Source organism: Streptomyces sp. NPDC000880, assembly GCF_053599675.1.
In genome coordinates this window covers 1-4136 of record NZ_JBSFMS010000097.1, presented here as the reverse complement: position 1 = coordinate 4136, position 4136 = coordinate 1, and the positions used below count along the sequence as shown (strand labels likewise).

The window sequence follows — 4136 nt, the reverse complement described above, 5'->3', positions numbered from 1 at the left end:
GCGGCCCCGGGTTCGTCCCTCGCCGTCCGCCCCCCGGGCCCACCCCGAGTTGGTGTTGAGCATGCACCCGCGGGGGGGGGGCGTCTGCGCCCCCCCCCCCCCCCGCCGGCATGTTCTGCGTCACATGTCCCGGCCATCGGACAATGGATTGGACAAGTCGGCCGGGGACATACGCATGATGGAGCAGCACCTAGGCCAGCAGATCAGTACGAATCAGTACGAAGGAGTCGTCCGTGAGGGTCGGAATCGTCGGAGCCACCGGTCAGGTCGGCGGAGTCATGCGCAAGATCCTCACCGAGCGGAAGTTCCCGGTCGACGAGCTGCGACTGTTCGCCTCTGCCCGGTCCGCGGGCTCCACCCTGCACTGGGACGGCCAGGAGATCACCGTCGAGGACGCCTCCACCGCCGACTACTCGGGTCTGGACATCGTGCTCTTCTCGGCCGGCGGCGCGACCTCCAAGGCGCTCGCCGAGAAGGTCGCCGCACAGGGACCCGTCGTGATCGACAACTCCTCGGCCTGGCGCCGCGACCCCGAGGTGCCGCTGGTCGTCTCCGAGGTCAACCCGCACGCGATCAAGGACCGCCCCAAGGGCATCATCGCCAACCCGAACTGCACCACGATGGCCGCGATGCCGGTCCTGAGGCCCCTGCACACCGAGGCGGGTCTGGCCGCGCTGGTCGCCACCACCTACCAGGCCGTGTCCGGCTCCGGGCTGGCCGGTGTCGCCGAGCTGGACGGGCAGGTCAAGGAGGTCGCCGGCCGCGCGAGCGAGCTGACGCACGACGGCGAGGCCGTCGAGTTCCCCGAGCCCGGCGTCTACAAGCGCCCCATCGCCTTCAACGTCGTGCCGCTGGCGGGCAATCTCGTCGACGACGGCTCCTTCGAGACCGACGAGGAGCAAAAGCTCCGCAACGAGTCCCGGAAGATTCTGGAAATCCCGGAGCTCAAGGTCTCCGGCACCTGTGTCCGCGTCCCGGTCTTCTCCGGCCACTCGCTGCAGGTCAACGCCCGCTTCGAGCGCCCCATCAGCGTCGAGCGCGCCTATGAGCTGCTGAAGGACGCCCCGGGCGTCGAGCTCTCCGAGATCCCCACGCCGCTGCAGGCGGCCGGCAAGGACGCCTCGTACGTCGGCCGTATCCGCGTCGACGAGACCGTGGAGAACGGCCTTGCGCTTTTCCTGTCGAACGACAACCTCCGCAAGGGCGCGGCCCTGAACGCCGTGCAGATCGCGGAGCTCGTCGCCCAGGAGCTCAAGGGCTGACGCCTGCGGACACGGGCGAGGGCGGGGCACCCCCTGGGTGCCCCGCCCTCGTGCTGCTCCTGGCCCTTCGCAGGGCAGGCGATCAGGCAGGCGATCAGGCAGGCAAATAGGGCAGGCGACGGACCCGCGCCCCGTGGAAGGATGGCCGCAAACGTCACGAACCGAGGAGATGACAGCGTGCCTGGCACGAATCTGACCCGCGAAGAGGCGCAGCAGCGAGCGAGCCTGCTGACTGTCGACTCGTACGAGATCGACCTCGACCTGAGCGGGGCACAGGAGGGCGGGACCTACCGGTCCGTGACCACCGTGCGCTTCGACTCCGCCGAGGACGGCGCGGCGAGCTTCATCGACCTGGTCGCTCAGGCCGTGCACCAAGTCGTGCTGAACGGCAAGGCACTGGACGTCGCCGCCGTCTTCCGGGACGCGCGGATCGCGCTGCCGCATCTGCATGCGGGCCAAAACGAGCTGAAGGTCGTCGCGGACTGCGCGTACACCAACACCGGTGAGGGTCTGCACCGTTTTGTCGACCCGGTGGACCAGCAGGCCTACCTCTACACGCAGTTCGAGGTGCCGGACGCGCGCCGCGTCTTCGCCTCCTTCGAGCAGCCGGACCTGAAGGCGACCTTCCAGTTCACCGTGAAGGCCCCCGAGGGCTGGACGGTCGTCTCGAACTCCCCCACGCCGGAGCCCAAGGACAACATCTGGCACTTCGAGCCGACGCCGCGGATCTCCACGTACATCACCGCGCTGATCGTCGGCCCGTACCACAGCGTGCACAGCTCGTACGAGAAGGACGGGCAGAGCGTCCCGCTCGGCGTCTACTGCCGGCCATCGCTCGCCGAGTTCCTGGACTCGGACGCGATCTTCGAGGTCACCCGGCAGGGCTTCGACTGGTTCCAGGAGAAGTTCGACTACGACTACCCCTTCGCCAAGTACGACCAGCTCTTCGTACCGGAGTTCAACGCGGGCGCGATGGAGAACGCGGGCGCGGTGACCATCCGCGACCAGTACGTCTTCCGCTCCAAGGTGACGGACGCGGCGTACGAGACGCGCGCCGAGACGATCCTGCACGAGCTTGCGCACATGTGGTTCGGCGACCTGGTCACCATGGAGTGGTGGAACGACCTGTGGCTGAACGAGTCGTTCGCCACGTACACCTCGATCGCCTGCCTGGCGTACGCCCCGGGCTCGAAGTGGCCGCACTCCTGGACCACTTTCGCGAACCAGATGAAGACCTGGGCCTACCGGCAGGACCAGCTCCCGTCCACCCACCCGATCATGGCCGACATCCGTGACCTGGACGACGTCCTGGTCAACTTCGACGGCATCACCTACGCCAAGGGCGCGTCGGTGCTGAAGCAGCTCGTCGCGTATGTCGGGCAGGACGAGTTCTTCCGCGGTGTGCAGGCGTACTTCAAGGCGCACGCCTTCGGCAACACCCGGCTGTCCGACCTGCTGGGCGCGCTGGAGGAGACCTCCGGCCGTGATCTGAAGACCTGGTCGAAGGCGTGGCTGGAGACGGCCGGCATCAACATCCTGCGCCCGGAGATCGAGGTTTCCGAGGACGGGTACGTCACCTCGTTCTCCGTACGCCAGGAGGCCCCCGCCCTGCCCGCCGGCGCCAAGGGTGCTGTATCTGATGATGCGGCTCCGCCGCGTGGGACGCTGCGCCCGCACCGGATCGCGATCGGCTGCTACGACCTCGACGAGAACGGCAAGCTGGTCCGTACGAGCCGGATCGAGCTCGACGTGGACGGCGAGCGCACCGATGTGCCGTTCCCGCAGAACACCCGCCGTCCCGCGGTGATCCTGCTCAACGACGACGACCTGACGTACGCGAAGGTCCGCCTCGACGAGGAGTCGCTGCGGGTCGTCACCGAGCACCTCGGCGACTTCACCGAGTCGCTGCCGCGGGCCCTGTGCTGGGCCTCCGCCTGGGACATGACCCGCGACGGCGAGCTGGCGGCGCGGGACTATCTGTCCCTGGTCCTCTCCGGCATCGGCAAGGAGTCGGACATCGGCGTCGTGCAGTCGCTGCACCGCCAGGTGAAGCTGGCGATCGACCTGTACGCGGCGCCCCAGTGGCGCGAGACGGGGCTGACGCAGTGGACGGACGCGACACTGGCGCATCTGCACGCGGCGGAGCCGGGCAGCGACCACCAGCTGGCGTGGGCGCGGGCGTTCGCCGCGACCGCGAGGACGCCGCAGCAGCTCGACCTGCTGCAGGCGCTGCTCGACGGCACGGAGTCGATCGAGGGTCTGGCCGTGGACACCGAGCTGCGGTGGACGTTCGTGGAGCGTCTTGCGGCGGTCGGCCTGCTCGACGAGGACGAGATCGCGGCGGAGTACGAGCGGGACAAGACGGCCGCGGGCGAGCGCCACGCGGCGACCGCGCGCGCGGCCCGGCCGACGGCGGAGGCGAAGGCGGAGGCCTGGGCGTCGGTCGTCGAGTCCGACAAGCTGCCGAACGCCATGCAGGAGGCGGTGATCGCGGGCTTCGTCCAGACCGACCAGCGCGAGCTGCTCGCCCCGTACGCCGATAAGTTCTTCGCGGCGGTCAAGGACGTGTGGGAGTCCCGCAGCCATGAGATCGCACAGCAGATCGCGGTCGGGCTCTACCCCTCGCTCCAGGTCTCGCAGGCCACGCTGGACGCGACGGACGCGTGGCTGGCATCGGCCGAGCCGAACGCGGCGCTGCGGCGGCTGATCTCCGAGTCGCGGTCGGGCGTCGAGCGTGCACTGAAGGCGCAGGCGGCGGACGCGGCGGCTGCGTAACGAGCACACGGGAGGGCGCCCCGGGCCACGACCCTGAGTCGCATCTCATCCCGCTGGTGCTGCAGGTGGCGCTCGGCCGGCGCGAGTCGATCTCGGGGT

2 protein-coding genes are annotated in these 4136 nt (G+C 69.2%); both read left to right on the top strand.

The features are described from left to right. Nucleotides 1–233: 233 nt before the first annotated feature. Nucleotides 234–1262: an aspartate-semialdehyde dehydrogenase gene (locus ACWDO5_RS25985; RefSeq protein ID WP_450532775.1), complete on the top strand. Its 1029-nt coding sequence runs from the start codon at nucleotides 234–236 to the stop codon at nucleotides 1260–1262. Nucleotides 1263–1439: 177 nt separating this feature from the next. Next, a complete protein-coding gene (gene pepN, locus ACWDO5_RS25980; protein WP_450532774.1) occupies nucleotides 1440–4037 on the top strand; it encodes an aminopeptidase N in 2598 nt (865 codons plus the stop codon). Nucleotides 4038–4136: the final 99 nt, after the last annotated feature.